Here is a 15,165-nt window from a genome sequence, read left to right as displayed (position 1 = left end):
GGCATGGTCGAGGAAGGCGCTCTGCTCTGGGAACCCACGCCCGACGTCGTACGTGCGGCCCGGATCACCCGTTACATGGAACGACTGGGCCGTACGGGGGACTACGAGGACGTCTGGAAGTGGTCGGTCGAGTCTCCGGCCGACTTCTGGACCTCCATATGGGACTACTTCGGCGTGGTCGGTACGCGTGGCGACGGGCCCGTCATCCGGGGAACGATGCCGGATGCCGAATGGTTCACAGGATCGGCCCTGAACTACGCCGAGAACGCGCTGCGCGGCCACCCCGGCCGGACGGCGGTGATTTTCCGCAACGAATCGGGCAGCCGTTGGCAGTACTCGCTCGGCGAGCTCCGCGAGGAGGTCGCCCGCGTCCGGGCGGGCCTCGTACGGCTGGGCGTGGGGCGTGGTGACCGGGTCGCCGCCTATGTCCCGAACGTCCCGGAAGCCCTCATCGCCTTCCTGGCCACCGCCTCGCTCGGGGCGATCTGGTCCTCCTGCTCGCCCGACTTCGGCGCGCCCAGCGTGACCGACCGGTTCGCGCAGATCGAGCCGAAGGTGCTCATCGCCGTGGACGGTTACCGCTACGGCGGCAAGGCGTACGACCGGTCGCAGGTGGTGCGCGAGATCGCCGGCAAGCTGCCGACGCTGGAGGCGACCGTCTGGATTCCCACGCTCCTCGAAGGCGCGCCCGATAACGGCGTGAGCTGGGACGACCTGCGGGCCGAGACCGCGCCGCTGGAGTTCGAGCGGGTGCCGTTCGGCCATCCGCTGTGGGTGCTGTACTCGTCCGGCACCACCGGCCTGCCCAAGCCCATCGTGCACGGCCACGGCGGCATCGTGCTGGAGCATCTCAAGTCGTTGTCCTTCCACCAGGACCTCGGCGAGGGGGATGTGTTCTTCTGGTACACCACTACCGGCTGGATGATGTGGAACTACCTCATCGGCGGCCTGCTGGTGGGGTCCACCGTCCTGCTGTACGACGGCAGCGCGGCCCATCCCGACACCGGCGCCCTGTGGCGGGTCGCCGCCGAGGAGGGCGTGACGTACTTCGGCACCGGCGCGCCGTACATCATGGCGTCGATGAAGGCCGGGGTGAAGCCGCAGGGGCTCGACCGGCTGCGCGGGATCGGCTCGACCGGCTCGCCGCTGCCGCCCGAGGGGTTCGCCTGGGTCTACTCGGACGTGAAGCCCGACGTGCAGCTCGGCTCGTTCTCCGGCGGCACCGACGTGTGCACCGGGTTCGTGGGCGCGGTGCCGCTGCTGCCGATCCGGGCCGGCGTGATCCCGTGCCGCTGCCTCGGCGCGTCGGTCGAGTCGTTCGACCCCGCGGGCGCCTCGATCGTGGGCGAGGTGGGGGAGCTCGTCATCACCCGGCCCATGCCGTCGATGCCGGTCATGTTCTGGAACGACCCCTTGGGTGACCGCTACCGGGAGTCGTACTTCGCCGACTACCCGGGCGTCTGGCGGCACGGCGACTGGATCAAGATCCTCCCCGACGGGGGTTGCGTGATCTACGGCCGTTCCGACTCCACCCTCAACCGCGGCGGCGTACGGATGGGCACCAGCGAGTTCTACCGCGTCGTGGAGCGGTTCGACGAGATCGCCGACAGCCTGGTCATCGACACCGGGCAGCTCGGCCAGGAGGGCAGGCTGCTGCTGTTCGTCACCCTGGCCGAGGGCGCGGAGCTGTCCGACGAGCTGGTGTCTCGCCTGCGTACGGCCCTGCGCACCGAGCTTTCTCCCCGGCACGTGCCCGACGAGATCCATGTGGTCCCCGGCATCCCGAGGACGCTGTCGGGCAAGAAGCTGGAGGTCCCGGTGCGGAAGATCCTGCTCGGCACCCCCGTCGAGAAGGCCGCCAACCCCGACGCCATGGCCAACCCCGAGGTCCTCGCCCACTTCGCGCCGCAGCAGTAGAACACGACGGCCGGGGCACCCCGGTGGCGCAGGACGACCGCATCATCCGCATCCCGCCCGCGACGGACGGGGGTGGCGAGCCGCGCGAGTCGGGTGGAGTGCGCGCCTCACCGGGCGGCGGGGTGGCAGCGGATGGGTTTCCCGGGCGGGTGCGCGGAGCGGGGCGGGGCTTTCACGGTCAGGGAGGCGCAGACCGCCGGCGTGGGGTCAGATCCAGCCGCGTCTGGTGGCCTCCATCGCGGCCTGGAAGCGGGTGCGGACCCCCAGCCGGTGCATCAGCTTGGTGATGTGCCGCTGCACGGTGCGTTCGCTCCACCCCAGGGCGCGTGCCGCCGAGCCGTCCGTCGCGCCGGCGGCGAGGAGGGTGAGCAGGCGTTCCTCGTCGGGTGACAGGTCCCGATCGGGCTCGCCGGCCCCGTTCGATCCCGCGGCCTGCGCAAGCCCGCCCGGCCCGGCGGCCCCGCCTGCTCCGTGGAGGCGGACCGGGACGCTGCGGTCCCACAGCGCCTCGAAGAGCGCGATCAGCGCGTCGAGCAGCGGCGACGGGTGGATCAGGTATGACGCGGTGAGCACGGCGTCCCCGGCACGCAAGAGCGGGATGATGGCGAGCCGGTCGTCGGAGATGCCGAGCTTCATGGGCAGCCCGGCGTGGATCCTCGCCTGCTCGCCGTGCTGGATCCCGATGGTGACGTCCTCCAGCCAGCCGGACATCTCCAGCACGCTGGTGTCGTAGATGACCCGGTAGCGCACGCCTCGGCGCAGCAGGTCGAGCTCGACGGAGTTGGGTTCGCGGGGCTGGGCGGGGGCGGCGTACGGCGGGCGGTCGAAGCCGCGCATCTGCCCCCGCGTGTCCCGCTGCATCTGCACCCACCGCTGGTTGACCTCGTCGCGCCCGGAGACGACTTCGACGAGCTCGCCGGGGTGGGCGAAGCGGGTGTTGGCGCGGTAGACGTCCATGAGGGCCCTGATGTGGGCGCGTACGCCGTCCAGCTCGCGCTCCCGTTCCCGCAGCAGCGCCTCCAGGCTGCTGTCGGGCGAGACGGCGACGTAGCGCGTGGGCCGGCCGGTGGAGCGGGTGGCGAGGCCGAGGTCGAGCAGCGTCTGCAGGATGCGGCGGGCGGCGGCGGCCGGCAGATGGCAGTCGGCGACGATCTCGGCGACGGTGGCCTGGGTCCGGCGGACGAGCGCGTGGTAGACCTCCTCGTCCTGAGGGCTGAGCCCGATCGACTCCAGCACGCGATCCTCCTGTCGGGAAAACGACACATGACGGAAACTCGCCACTAACCAATCTTGTCGGTAAAGGGCGGAAGATGTCAGCGTTTTTGAGCACCATCGGCCCCAGTGGCCACAGAAATTAAGGAGCATCATGCCGTTGTCCCCCCGTCGCTCGCCTGGTCGCCGACTGCTTGCAGCCGTTTTACCTGCGGTTTTGCTGACGACTGCGACGTTCGGGACGCTCGTCCCGGCGACCGCGAGCCCGGCCGTGGCCCAGACGGCCCCCGACCCCGACCGGGGCGGCAAGATCGACGCCAAGCTTGCCGAGCAGATGAAGACCGCGCGAGGTCGCATCGAAGCGCTCGTCGTATTGCGTACGCTGAAGGAGCCGCCCCAGGTCGACACCCCCGTGCAGGCGCGCGCCGCGCTCGAGGAGAGCGCGGAGCCGGTGCAGGACCCGGTGGCCGAGTTCGTGCGCTCGCGCGGCGACCAGGTGGTCAACACGTTCTGGCTGAAGAACATGATCCTGGTGCGTGCCACGCCCTCCACCCTGGCCGCGCTTGCCGAGCTCGATCTGGTCGAACGGATCATCCCGAACTTCACCCTCACCCTGCCCGAGCCGGAGCGCGCCCCGGCGTCCAGGACCATGGCCGCCGGGGACACCACCTGGGGCGTCGCCAAGATCGGCGCGGACCGCGTGCAGAAGGAGCGCGGCGTGACCGGCAAGGGCGTCCGGGTGGCCGTGCTCGACACCGGCATCGACATCACCCACCCCGACCTGCAGGGCAAGCTGGTGGGCTCGGGTCCGGAACACGCGGGCGGCTGGATCGAGTTCGGCCCTGACGGCAAGCCCGTGGCCGGCGAGCCGCACGACAGTGCCTTCCACGGCACCCACGTGGCGGGCACGATCGCGGGCGGCGACGCCTCCGGCACGCAGATCGGCGTCGCGCCCGGCGCCGAGCTGATGGCCGCGCTGACCATCCCGGGCGGCAGCGGCACGTTCGCGCAGGTGATCGCCGGCATGCAGTGGGCGATCGCGCCGTACGCCGCCGACGGCACCCCGGCAGGCGAGCCCGCCGACGTGGTCAGCATGTCGCTCGGCGCCGAGGGCTACTCCGACGAGATGATCGAGCCCGCGAGGAACATCTACCGGGCGGGTGCGTTCCCCGTCTTCGCCATCGGCAACAACTGCGCGCCGGGCGGGTCCGCCAGCCCCGGCAACGTGTACGAGGCGATCTCCGTGGGCGCGACCGACGCCGACGACAACGTGGGGGACTTCTCCTGCGGCGGCGTGGTCAAGTCGACCGACTGGTTCGACGCGCCGCCGGAGTGGCCGGACTCGTACGTGGTGCCCGACGTCTCCGCGCCCGGCGTGGACGTGGTCTCGGCGATGCCCGGCGGCGAGTACGCGGCGCTGAACGGCACCTCGATGGCCACCCCGCACGTGTCGGGCACGGTCGCCCTCATGCTGGAGGCCCGTCCCGACCTGACCGTTGACGCGGCCGAGGAGATCCTGGCCGGCACGACGGTCGCCGACGACCGCTACGGCCCGCTGCCGAACCCCCGTTACGGCCGTGGCCGCATCGACGCGTACGCGGCGGTCACCGAGGCGACGCTGACCAGCGGCGTGCGCGGCACCGTCGTCGACAAGCACGGCCACAAGCCGCTGGCCGGCGTGCGGGTGACCAGGCCCGACGGGCGCAGCGCGGAGACGGACGAAAACGGCCGCTTCGAGCTGCGGCTGTCCCCGGGCAAGCACGAGCTGACGCTGTCCAGGTTCGGCTACGAGGACGAGAAGAAGACCGTCACGGTGCAGGCGAACCGGTTCTCCGACACGGGGTTCGAGCTGGAGCGGACCAAGCGGAGCACGATCTCCGGGCAGGTGACGTACGGGCCGACCGGCACGGCCGTGCCCGGAGCCACGGTCAGCGTGCTGGGCGTGCCCGACGAGCTGACCGCCACCACCGACGCCAAGGGCCGCTACACGATCAAGGATGTCCCGGTCGGCGCTTACAAGATCGCCGCGCAGGCCATCGGTGTCTCCAGGTCGCCTGAGACCGCGGTGACGGTGGACAAGCACGACGCGAAGGCGGACCTCACGCTGCCCCGCCGCTCCCCCACCGAGCGGGTCTCGCTCGCCACGGACGGCCGGCAGGCGAACAACGACTCGTGGTGGGCCAAGCTGAGCGGCGACGGCAGCACGGTGGTGTACGCGAGCCTGGCCTCCAACCTCACCGACGAGCGCGACACCAACGGCGAGCTGGACATCTTCGCCACCGACCTGCGCACCCGCGTGACCGAGCGGGTCTCGGTGGCGGCCGACGGCGGGATCGCCGACTCGTTCTCGCTGACGCCGAGGGTCAGCCACGACGGCCGGTACGTCGGGTTCAGCAGCGGCGCGACCAACCTCGTCGAGGGCGACGACAACGGCGAGACGGACGCCTTCGTCTACGACCGGCAGACCCGGAAGACCGAGATGGTCTCGGTGTCGTCCAGCGGCGAGCCGGGCGACGGCATCTCGGGCGCGCCGCAGCTCAGCGCGGACGGCCGGTACGCCGTCTTCGACAGCATGGCGTCGAACCTCGTCCCCGGCGACACCAACGAGCGCAACGACGTGTTCCTGCACGACCGGCAGACCGGCACCACCGAGCGGATCTCGGTGACGCGGGACGGCACGCAGTCGAACGGCAACGCCCGCGAGGCCACGATCAGCGCCGACGGTCGCTACATCGCCTTCCAGAGCGACGCATCCGACCTGGTGCCCGGCGACGACAACGGGGAGATCGACACCTTCCTGCTGGACCGGAAGACGGGCACGCTCACCCGCATCACCGGGCCCGACCCGGCCACCGGCACCGAGGGCCCCGTGATCAGCGCGGACGGCACCAAGATCGCGTACTCCAACGGCATCGGGCTCGGCGAGCTCTACGTGCAGGACCTCGCCACCGGCAAGACCGACATGGTGTCGGTGACGCTGGACGGGACCGGCGCGAACGGCATCAGCTTCGCCCCCTCCCTGTCCGCCGACGGAAGCAAGGTCGCCTTCTACAGCGACGCCAGCACGCTCGTCGAGGGCGACACCAACGACCTCAACGACATCTTCGTCCGGGACGTCGCGGCCGGCACCACCACCCGGCTGTCCACCGTGCCCGGGGGCGGTGAGGGCGACGGGCGCTCGTACCTGCCGTCGATCAGCGCGGACGGCCGGTACGTGGCGTTCGAGAGCGGCTCGACCAACCTGGTCGACGGCGACACCAACAAGCGCTCGGACATCTTCGTGCACGACCTGGTGAACGGGCCCGAGGCGCTGTTCGTGGTGAGCGACCTGAAGGTGACGCCGGAGTCGTCGGCGTCGGGGCACGTGCGGGTGAGCGCGAGCGTGTACAACATCGGCGAGCGCGACGGCACCTACGACGCTGTGGTCCGTGTGAACGGCGTCGAGGAGCAGCGGAGCGCGGTGACGCTGAAGCGCGGCAAGGAGGCGAAGGTCTCGTTCGAGCTGCGGCACATCGAGGCGGGCACGTACACGGTCACGGTCGGCCCGCTGACCGGCCACTTCACGGTCAAGCGATGATCTCGTGACGAAGGGGACCGTCCCGGAAGGGGCGGTCTCCTTTCGCGTGTGCGGGGTCAGCCCGGCGGCGCAGGCTCGCCCGGACCGTGCGGGGGCAGTCGCTTCCCGGAGATCGCCGACAGCCTGGTCATCGACACCGGGCAGCTCGGCCGGGAGGGCAGGCTGCTGCTGTTCGTCACCCTGGCCGAGGGCGCGGAGCTGTCCGACGAGCTGGTGTCTCGCCTGCGTACGGCCCTGCGCACCGAGCTTTCTCCCCGGCACGTGCCCGACGAGATCCACGTGGTCCCCGGCATCCCGAGGACGCTGTCGGGCAAGAAGCTGGAGGTCCCGGTGCGGAAGATCCTGCTCGGCACCCCCGTCGAGAAGGCCGCCAACCCCGACGCCATGGCCAACCCCGAGGTCCTCGCCCACTTCACGCCGCAGCAGTAGAACGGCCGTCTATATAAGTGCACTTATAAGAAGTGCACTTATATAGACTCTCCGAGCCCGGCGGCGCGCTCAGACCGTCAGCACATGGACGTCATACTTGGGAATCCGGCCGTCTCTGGTGACCAAGGAGAGTCCTTCGTGGCGGGCCTGAGCGATCAGCAGCCGGTCGAAGGGATCGCGGTGAAGGAGTGGTAGCCTCCCCGCCTCGATGGTGTGGCCAAAGCGAATCGGCAGTTCGCGGAACTCGCTGTCGCGGATTCGTTCGACGAGGTCGTCGGGTGCGACCAGCTTGCCGATGCTCTGCTTGATGGCCACCTCCCAAAGAGTGGCCGGGCTCACGAAGACCTCCGGCTCTTCCTCGATCATGCTCTTGATCTCGTCGGCGAGCGTCGGGTCGTCGCTCAGCCACCAGAGGACGACGTGTGTGTCGAGAAGCATCCTCACGGCAGCAGCCCGAAATCCCTCGCGATGGCATCGTTGACCTCAGGTGAGTCCCAGTCGTCGGCCATGTGGAGCTGCCCTTTCAGGGAGCCCCTGCCGCGGCGGCTCACCTTGGTCGGGAAGGGAATGACCTTGGCCACGGGACGACCGGCACGGCTGATGACGATCTCCTCGCCGTGCTCGACTCTGTCGATGATGCGCGACAGGTTCGTCTTCGCCTCGTGGATGTTGTATTGCTCGGTAGCGCCTTCTGACATCACCGACCTCCTTAGCTAAGTTAGCTTAGCCCGCCGACGTCGCCACGACGCGTTCGTACGCATCCTGGAGCAGTTGGGACGCGCGCGGGCGGCTGGGGTCGGGGCGGGGGATGCCCAGGTGCGTCTCGCGCAGCTCGTCCATCAGGTCCTCCCACAGCGGCGGGCCGCCCTCTTCGAGCAGTCGTGCCCGTACGGCCAGCTCCGGCGTCGTCGGACGGTGCCGCAGTCCCCACGAGCCGAGCGCGACCATGATCGGGACCGTCTGGATGCCCGCCTCGGTGAGGCTGTAGGTGCCCCGCCGTCCCCGGCCCGCGTCCTCGTGGGTCAGCAGACCACCGGCGACGAGGCTCTTGAGACGGCTGCTGAGGATGTTCGACGCGATCCCCTCGATGGAGTTGCCGAGCAGGTCACGGAAGTGCCGCCGCCCGCCGAAGATGATGTCGCGCAGGACGATGAGGCTCCACCTGTCGCCGAGTGCCTCCACCGCCGCGTTGATCGCGCACCCCGACCGCGGCTCGTCTGGCATGCGGACCTCCAAACTGATTGCGTTTTGCCATCACCTAGTCTACGGTCGATCCCAGTAGTTGCAATCCGCAATCACTCGCCGAATCCGGGAGATCAGCCATGTCGCGTGTCAGAGTGCACAACTTCTCCGTCTCCCTGGACGGCTTCGCCACGGGTGAGGGGCAGACGCTCGAAGAGCCGTTCGGCCACGCCGGCGGACGGCTCCACGAGTGGTTCTTCGAGACCCGCATCTTCCGCGCCATGCAGGGGAAGACCGGCGGTGCCGCTGGGGCCGACGACGCCCTGGCCCGCACCTGGAACGAGGGCGTCGGCGCGGAGATCATGGGCCGCAACAAGTTCGGGCCGCAGCGGGGCCCGTGGGAGGACCACGAGTGGACCGGATGGTGGGGCCCGAACCCGCCGTTCCACACCCCGGTCTTCGTCATGACCCATCACCCGCGGCCCTCGGTGGAGATGGAGGGCGGCACCACCTTCCACTTCATCGACGCCACCCCCGAGGAGGTGCTGCGGCAGGCGCACGAGGCCGCGGGCGGTCTCGACGTGCGGATCGGCGGCGGGCCGGGCGTCGTCCGTCAGTTCCTCGCCGCGGACCTGGTCGACCACATGCACGTCGCCGTCGTCCCGATCGTCCTCGGCCGCGGCGAACGACTGTGGGACGGGCTCGAAGGGCTTGAGCAGCGCTTCGACATCGAGTCCGTGACCACCTCCAGCGGCGTCACCCATATGACCTTCACCCGCCGGTAACCGTGAAAGGTAGACGGACATGACCGAGCACATCACCTCGAAGGACGGCACGACCCTCGCCGTCGACACGATCGGCCAGGGCACGCCGGTGGTCCTCGTGGGCGGCGCGTTCAACGACCGCTCCACCGTCGCCGGGCTCGCCGCCGAACTCGCGTCGGCGTTCACCGTCGTGACGTACGACCGGCGCGGCCGGGCGGGCAGCGACGACAAGAGCGACGACTATCGGGTCGCCAACGAGATCGACGACCTGGCGGCCGTCATCGAGCACGTCGGCGGCCGGGCCTCGGCGTTCGGCCACTCCTCGGGCGCGATCCTCGTGCTGGAAGGGGTCATGCGCGGCCTGCCGATCGACCGGGTGGCCGTCTACGAGCCGCCGTACTGCGCGGACGAGAACCAGCCGAGGCCGGCGGCCGACATCTACGACCGGCTCAAGGCCCTGGTGGCCGCCGGTGACCGCGACGGCACGGTGGAGCTGTTCCTCCACGAGGCGGTCGGAGTGCCGACCGAGGCGATCGCCGGGATGAAGGCCGGGCCGGGGTGGGCGTTCCTGGCCGACAAGGCGCCCAGCCTGCCGTACGACGTGCTGGTCAGCGAGATCTGGCAGGTGATGCCGTACGAGCGGCTCGCCCGGATCGGCGTGCCGGTGCTGGCGGTGTACGGCGACCAGACCGCGCCGAACCTGGCGGAGGGGACGAAGGCCGTCGCGGCGACCGTGCCCGGCGCCGAACTCCGGGTGATGCCCGGCGAGGACCACGCGGTGTTGCAGCGGCCGGCGGCGCTGGCGGAGATCCTCACGAAGTTTCTCGGCTGAAAATGTCGGAGCGGGCGGCTACCGTCGAATCGGCATGCGAATCGACGGCGCGATCCCTCAGCTCATCGGCAGGGAGCATCCTGCCGCGCTGCTGCGCGCCGAGATCGCGCGGGCGGTCGGCAGTCACGGCGGCCTGACGCTGGTCGCCGGTGAGGCCGGCATCGGCAAGACCACGCTCGTCACCAGCGCGGCCGAGGAGGCCAGGCGCCTGGGCGCGCTGGTCCTCGGCGGAGCCTGCTGGGAGTCCGACAACGCCCCCGGCTACTGGCCGTGGGTGCAGGTGCTGCGGGGAATGCGGCGGTGGGCCGCGCCCGAGGAGTGGGCGGCGGCCGAAGACGCCGGGGGCGCCGGACTGGCCGCGCTGCTGGGCGAGTCGCCGAGCGCCGACGCGGCCGAGGGCTTCCGGCTGTACGACGCGGTGACGAGCGCCCTGGTGGCGGTGTCCCAGAGCCGTCCCCTGGTGGTCGTGCTCGAAGACCTCCACTGGGCCGACGCCGCGTCGCTCCGGCTGCTGGACTTCGCGGCCCAGCACACCTGGTTCGAGCGGGTGCTGCTGGTGGGCACCTACCGCGACGTGGAGGTGGAGTCGGCGGACCATCCGCTGCGGCCCCTCGTGCTGCCGCTCGTCGCGCGGGCGACCACGGTGACCCTGACCGGGCTCGAACGCGAGGAGGTCGGCGCGCTGATGACCCGCGCCGCCGGCCTGAATCCGTCCGCCGACCTCGTCGCCGAGGTGCACCGGCGCACCGGCGGCAACCCCTTCTTCGTGGAGCAGACCGCGCGGCTGTGGCGCAGCGGCGGTTCGGTCGCCACGATCGCTCCCGGCGTTCGCGACACCCTGCTGCGGCGGCTGTCCCTGCTGCCCGCGCCGGTCGTGGACCTTCTCGTCACCGCCGCGGTGCTCGGGCGTGAGTTCCACCGCCAGGTGCTGGCCGCCGTCGCCGCCGCTCCCGTCCTCCAGGTGGAACGGCTGCTCGACCAGGCGGTGGCCGCCCGGCTCGTCATAGCGAAGGGCGGGTCGGCAAGGGGCGGGTCGGCAGGGGGCGGGTCGGCAGGCGGCGAGGTGTTCGCGTTCGCGCACGATCTGGTCCGCCAGACGCTCTACGAGTCGCTCGATGAGAAGGCCGCGGCCCGGCGGCACGCCGCGGTGGTCGACGCCGTGGAGCGGTCGCCGGCTCTCGCGGAGCATGTGCTCTCCGCCGACGTGGCCCGGCACGCCTATCTGGCCGGTGACCACGTCGAGCCGGCCCACGCGGCCGACCGGCTGCTCGCCGCGGCCCGCGACGCCGCCGCGCGCCTGGCCACCGAGGAGGCGCTCGGGCACTATCGCCGGGCGCTCGAACTGGCCGCCGTCGCCGGTGAGCACCGCCGGCGCGTCCTGATCGCACTCGAACTCGGCAGAGAGGTCTTCCACGGGCATGACCGCGACGGCGGCCGGCGCGCGTTCGAGGAGGCGGCCAACGTCGCCCGGGAGATCGGCGAGCCCCAGCTCATCGCGAGGGTGGCGCTGACCTTCTACGCGTCCTGCGGTGGCGACGGTGGTCCGCTGGTCGCAGATCTGCTGCGTGAGGCGCACGCCGCGCTGGTCCGGGACGGCCGGCCTCCCGGCGAGGAGCTGTCCCTCGACCACCTGGCACGGGAGCTGGCCATCCACGTGGCGCTGCTCGCCCGGCGCGGCGAGGACGACGAGGCGCTGGCCTTCAGCCTGTGGGCCTCCCACGACGCCATCTGGGGCCTGGGCACCGCACCGGAGAGGGTGGCGCTCACCGGAGAGCTACTGACCCTGGCCCACCGCACGGGCGACGTCGAGATGGAGAGCATCGCCGCCGCGTTGCGCTGGGTGGCACTGCTCGAACAGGGCGACCCCGCCTATTTCGACCAGTTCCGCGAGTTCGTAGCGCTCGGCGGCCGCGCCGACCTGCCGCGCATCGACATAGCGACGGCCAGCGACCGCAGCATCATCGCCGCCCTCACGGGCGACTTCGCCCAGGCTGAGGCCCTGCTCGACGAGCTCGCCCGGTTCGAGCACGGGCACGACCACTGCCTCTACATGCTGGACCACCACCGCTGGGCCGTACGCATGCTCCAGGGCCGCGACGACGGCCTGGACGAGATCCACCGGGCGCTGCGCCGGGGCGGGCACCCCTGCCCCGGCCTGCTCGAAGGGATGACCGCGCTGCGCAGGGGAGACGGCGCGACCGCGCTGCGCCACCTGCGCGACACCATGGCGAGGGGCGAGCCGCGACGTGCGGTGCAGCCCCTGTGGCTGCGGTTCCAGGCCATGGTGGCCGCCTGGTCGCGTGACCCGGAGCTGTGCGAGAAGGCGCGGACCGAGCTCGACCCCTATCTCGGCACCTGGGCGGTGTCGATGTACGGCTGGGACATCGGCGGCCCGGTGGTCCTCCTGCGTGCCCTTGTCGACGCGGCGCAGGAACGCTGGGACGAGGCGATCGACGGGTTCACCGCCGCCTGGCACTCCGCCGAGCTGCTGCTCGCCCGCCCGTGGTCCGTCGAGGCGCGGGCGCATCTCGGCGAGGCGCTGCTGCGGCGGTGCCGCCCGGGCGACGCCGAGGAGGCCGGGAAGCTGCTGGACGACGTGGAGAGCGAGGCGCGCCGGCTCGGCATGCGGCACGTCCTGGAGCGCGTCCGCAGGAGCCGCACACCGCCCGGCGCCGGAGCCGAGTTCCGGCGGGACGGCGCGGTCTGGACCCTGGGGTTCGGCGGCCACACCGTCCGCCTGCCCGACGCCAAGGGCCTGCGCGACCTCCATCTCCTGCTGAGCCATCCCGGGGCCGACCTGCCCGCCGTACGGCTGCTCGATCCGGAGGGCGGGGAGCTGGTCGTCGCCGCCCGGGGGATGGGCGGCGACGCGGTCCTCGACGAGGAGGCCAAGGCGCGCTATCGGCGCCGGCTCGCCCTGCTCGATGAGGAGATCGACCGGGCGGCCGGGCGGGGCGACGACGGCCGGGCGGCGGAGTTCGACAGGGAACGGGCGGCCCTGCTGGCCGAGCTGCGCTCCGCCTCCGGTCTGGGCGGCCGGGACCGCCGTCTCGGCGACGAGGCGGAGCGCGCCCGCAAGGCCGTCACCGCCCGCATCCGCGACGTGCTGCGCAAGCTCGACCACCTGCATCCCGCGTTGGCCGCGCACCTCCGCGCGGCCGTCTCCACCGGCGCCACCTGCCGCTACCAGCCCGGCCACGAGATCACCTGGCGCCTGTGACTATTTGCGGTTGTAGAGCCGCATGGTCAGCGCGCCGAAGATCACGACCGACAGCGCGCCGCAGACCAGCACCCAGGTGATCTCCCCGGTGTCCGGGCTGCCCGCCATCAGGGAACGCGCCGCGGTGACCAGGTGGGATATGGGGTTGACCCCGACGAACGCCTGCAGCCAGCCCGGCATGGTCTGCGGGTCGACGTAGACGTTGCTGAGGAAGGTGAGCGGGAACAGCACCATCATGCTGACGCCCATCACCGACTTCTCGCTGCGCAGCAGCAGCCCGAACATCGTCCAGATCCACGAGAACGCGAACGAGAAGGCCACCAGCAGCGCGATCGCGGCCACCACGCCGGCGACCCCGCCCTGCGGGCGGAAACCCAGCACGAGGCCGACCACGAGGATGACCGTCGAGGCCATCGTGTAGCGCAACGCGTCGCCGAGCAGGTAGCCGACCATGGTCGACGGCCGCCAGATCGGCAGGCTGCGGAAGCGGTCGAAGACGCCCTTCTCGATGTCCTTGTTGACCTCGACCCCGGTGTACATCGTGATCATGACGACGCTCGTCACCATGATGCCCGGCAGCAGGAACTGCAGATACTCCGTCGGCGAGCCCGCCAGCGCACCGCCGAACAGATAGGTGAACATCAACGTCATCATGATCGGGAACGCGGTGACGTCGAAGAGCTGCTCGGGCACGTGCTTGATCTTCAACATCGCCCGCCAGCCGAACGTCAGCGAGGCCGACAGGGCGCTGGGGCGCGGCGGGCGTACGCCAGGCGCCAGGACCGCGCCGAGCGTGTCGGCGGCGGGGACGAAGGACGTGCCGGTCTCGGTGGTCGTGGCGCTCATGCCGCCTCCTCCTGAGCGTTCTCGCCGGTGGCCGGGTGATCCGTAAGGGCAAGGCTGTGCTCCCCGGGAGGCGCGCCGGTCAGCGCGAGGAAGGCCTCGTCGAGGCTGGGCTGGCCGAGGGAGAAGTCGTCCACGACGATGCCGGACGCCGCCAGCGCCGCGAGGGCGCGCGAGGCCCGCTCCGGGGCCGCGTCGGCGTCTTCCCCGGCGACGCGGGCGGTCAGGGCCATGGGATCGGCCTCCAGATGGACCTGGGTGTTCAGCTCCTTGGCCAGCACCCGCTCGGCCTCCGGCCGCTGCGCGGCGTCCCGCAGCCGCACGTGCACCGCCCCCGAGCCGACCGACGACTTGAGCTCGCCCGGCGTGCCCTCGGCGATGACCCTGCCGTGGTCGATGACCGCGATGCGCCCCGCCAGCCGGTCGGCCTCGTCCAGATACTGCGTGGTGAGCAGCACGGTCGTGCCGTGGGCGACCACGATCCTGATGATGTCCCAGACCTGGTTGCGGCTGCGCGGGTCGAGGCCGGTCGTGGGCTCGTCCAGGAACAACAGGTCGGGCGTGTTGAGGATGCTGGCCGCGATGTCCAGCCTTCTGCGCATGCCGCCCGAGTAGTTCTTGACCTGCCGGCGGGCGGCCTCGGTCAGCCCGAACGCCTCGAGCAGCTGCATGGCCCGGTCTTTGGCGGCGGCCTTCCTGTGGCCCAGCAGCCTGCCGAGCAGGACCAGGTTCTCCACCCCGGTCATCTCCTCGTCCACCGAGGCGTACTGGCCCGTCAGGCTCACCCGGCCGCGTACGGCGTCGGCCTCGCGCAGCACGTCGTGGCCGAAGACCCTGGCCTCGCCGCCGTCCGGGCGCAGCAGGGTCGCCAGCATCTTGACCGCCGTGGTCTTGCCCGCCCCGTTGGGGCCGAGCACGCCATATACCGTGCCGGCCGGCACCGTGAGGTCGAGACCGTCCACCGCGCGGTTGTCGCCGAATGTCTTGACCAGGCCCGATGTCTCTATCGCCAGGTCGTGCATGATCTGTCGTCTCCGTTTCATCCAAACGTTCACGAAACAGGCGCCAGATCCGGCGCGGACGCCGCTAGATCCGATCTAGCGGGCACCGTTGCGGGCCGACACGACCCGGATCCGTGACATCTGTCGTGGGCGGGTCGTGACAGACGGCGGGGGCCCGCGTCGAGGCG

General features: G+C 71.1%; 12 protein-coding genes. 6 read left to right on the top strand and 6 right to left on the bottom strand.

Features of this window, described 5'->3' with window-relative positions; genetic code table 11:
- Positions 1-3 precede the first annotated feature (3 nt).
- Positions 4-1,917, top strand: a complete 1,914-nt coding sequence (locus FLV34_RS27325) for an acetoacetate--CoA ligase (RefSeq protein WP_147944435.1) — start codon at positions 4-6, stop codon at positions 1,915-1,917.
- Between the two features lie 207 nt (positions 1,918-2,124).
- On the opposite strand, the gene FLV34_RS27320 is transcribed toward FLV34_RS27325, so the two are convergent.
- Positions 2,125-3,153 (bottom strand): helix-turn-helix domain-containing protein, encoded by a 1,029-nt coding sequence (locus tag FLV34_RS27320; RefSeq protein ID WP_187280751.1) that lies wholly within the window; start codon positions 3,151-3,153, stop codon positions 2,125-2,127.
- Between the two features lie 193 nt (positions 3,154-3,346).
- On the opposite strand from FLV34_RS27320, the gene FLV34_RS27310 reads away from it, so the two are divergent.
- Positions 3,347-6,706 carry a S8 family serine peptidase gene (locus tag FLV34_RS27310; RefSeq protein WP_187280750.1) on the top strand — a complete coding sequence of 1,120 codons (3,360 nt, stop codon included), beginning with the start codon at positions 3,347-3,349 and terminating at the stop codon, positions 6,704-6,706.
- A gap of 48 nt (positions 6,707-6,754) precedes the next feature.
- Positions 6,755-7,135, top strand: coding sequence for a hypothetical protein (locus FLV34_RS27305; RefSeq protein WP_261985924.1), 381 nt, complete (start codon positions 6,755-6,757; stop codon positions 7,133-7,135).
- Between the two features lie 69 nt (positions 7,136-7,204).
- On the opposite strand, the gene FLV34_RS27300 is transcribed toward FLV34_RS27305, so the two are convergent.
- The 3 genes from FLV34_RS27300 to FLV34_RS27290 are packed head-to-tail and all read right to left on the bottom strand — an operon-like array spanning position 7,205 to position 8,359.
- On the bottom strand, positions 7,205-7,573 hold the full coding sequence (locus FLV34_RS27300) for a type II toxin-antitoxin system VapC family toxin (RefSeq protein WP_240971487.1): 369 nt from the start codon (positions 7,571-7,573) through the stop codon (positions 7,205-7,207).
- 2 nt (positions 7,574-7,575) lie between these two features.
- On the bottom strand, positions 7,576-7,833 hold the full coding sequence (locus FLV34_RS27295; protein ID WP_142648136.1) for a type II toxin-antitoxin system Phd/YefM family antitoxin: 258 nt from the start codon (positions 7,831-7,833) through the stop codon (positions 7,576-7,578).
- Between the two features lie 25 nt (positions 7,834-7,858).
- Positions 7,859-8,359 carry a helix-turn-helix domain-containing protein gene (locus FLV34_RS27290; RefSeq protein ID WP_142648137.1) on the bottom strand — a complete coding sequence of 167 codons (501 nt, stop codon included), beginning with the start codon at positions 8,357-8,359 and terminating at the stop codon, positions 7,859-7,861.
- 98 nt (positions 8,360-8,457) lie between these two features.
- Here FLV34_RS27290 and FLV34_RS27285 point away from each other — a divergent pair, with 98 nt between their 5' ends.
- Genes FLV34_RS27285 through FLV34_RS27275 form a run of 3 tightly spaced genes read left to right on the top strand, consistent with a single transcriptional unit; the run spans position 8,458 to position 13,133 of the window.
- On the top strand, positions 8,458-9,102 hold the full coding sequence (locus FLV34_RS27285; RefSeq protein ID WP_147944433.1) for a dihydrofolate reductase family protein: 645 nt from the start codon (positions 8,458-8,460) through the stop codon (positions 9,100-9,102).
- 19 nt (positions 9,103-9,121) lie between these two features.
- Entirely contained in the window at positions 9,122-9,913 is a 792-nt protein-coding gene (locus FLV34_RS27280; protein WP_147944432.1) for an alpha/beta fold hydrolase, read from the top strand.
- Between the two features lie 34 nt (positions 9,914-9,947).
- Complete coding sequence (locus tag FLV34_RS27275) at positions 9,948-13,133, top strand: AAA family ATPase (RefSeq protein WP_147944431.1); 3,186 nt, start codon at positions 9,948-9,950, stop codon at positions 13,131-13,133.
- On the opposite strand, the gene FLV34_RS27270 is transcribed toward FLV34_RS27275, so the two are convergent.
- Positions 13,134-13,979 (bottom strand): ABC transporter permease, encoded by an 846-nt coding sequence (locus tag FLV34_RS27270; protein ID WP_147944430.1) that lies wholly within the window; start codon positions 13,977-13,979, stop codon positions 13,134-13,136.
- A complete protein-coding gene (locus FLV34_RS27265) occupies positions 13,976-15,019 on the bottom strand; it encodes an ATP-binding cassette domain-containing protein (RefSeq protein ID WP_261985923.1) in 1,044 nt (347 codons plus the stop codon). The genes FLV34_RS27270 and FLV34_RS27265 overlap by 4 nt, the downstream gene beginning before the upstream one ends.
- Positions 15,020-15,165: the final 146 nt, after the last annotated feature.

This window comes from Microbispora sp. CSR-4 (assembly GCF_008033685.1).
Lineage (GTDB): Bacteria > Actinomycetota > Actinomycetes > Streptosporangiales > Streptosporangiaceae > Microbispora.
Note: the sequence above shows the minus strand (reverse complement) of the source record. Positions and strands in the feature narration are given on the sequence as shown.